Here is a 641-nt window from a genome sequence, read left to right as displayed (position 1 = left end):
GTCTGGATCGTCGCTGGGCGGTTCAGTCGCGCAGTTCCTGGCCGAAGGTGGCCACCATGGCGTCGACGGCGAACTTGGGCTTGACGTTGATCGCCAACGCCTCACGGCATTCCAGCACCGCCTCGATGCAGCGCAGCAACCGCTGCGGCGGGGCGTGGGCGGCCAGCGCCGCCACCCGATCGGCCATATCCGGATGATTCGGCCGCACCGAACCCGCGCCCGCCGAAACCATGAGCGCATCCCGGAAATAGTTCGCCAAGTCGATCAGCGCCCGATCCAGCGCGTCGCGTGAGGCCCGAGTGTGACGCGACTTCTGCCGCCGTTCGAGGTCTTTAATCGCGCCGGTGGCACCCCGCATCGCCCCCGCGGTGCCCTTGCCCGTGCCGCCGGCGCCCAGCGCCGTCCGCAACTCCTCGGTCTCGGCCTCGGCGCGGTCCGCCGTGAGCACCAAGGCCTCGGCTTCGGCCGCGGCCACCAGCTCCTCCGCGGCGGCGTAGGCCCGCGCCGGCGTCGCGGCGTCGCGCACCAGCGCCAGCGCCCGCTCGCGGCGTTCCCGGGCCTCGGAATCGGTGGCCAGCCGCCGCGCCCGGCCGACGTGGCCGCCGCTGACCGACGCCGCCCAGTTCGCGGTGTCCTGAGTC

At 73.3% G+C, this 641-nt stretch carries 1 protein-coding gene; it reads right to left on the bottom strand.

Annotation, left to right across the window (positions count from 1 at the left end):
- Window positions 1–22: 22 nt before the first annotated feature.
- Window positions 23–641, bottom strand: a 619-nt coding sequence (locus tag A5781_RS03990) for a DNA polymerase III subunit delta' C-terminal domain-containing protein (RefSeq protein WP_304441368.1), incomplete at its 5' end; no start/stop codon positions are given.

Origin of the sequence: Mycobacterium sp. 852002-30065_SCH5024008 (genome assembly GCF_001665645.1) — a bacterium.
Lineage (GTDB): Bacteria > Actinomycetota > Actinomycetes > Mycobacteriales > Mycobacteriaceae > Mycobacterium > Mycobacterium paraffinicum.
Note: the sequence above shows the minus strand (reverse complement) of the source record. Positions and strands in the feature narration are given on the sequence as shown.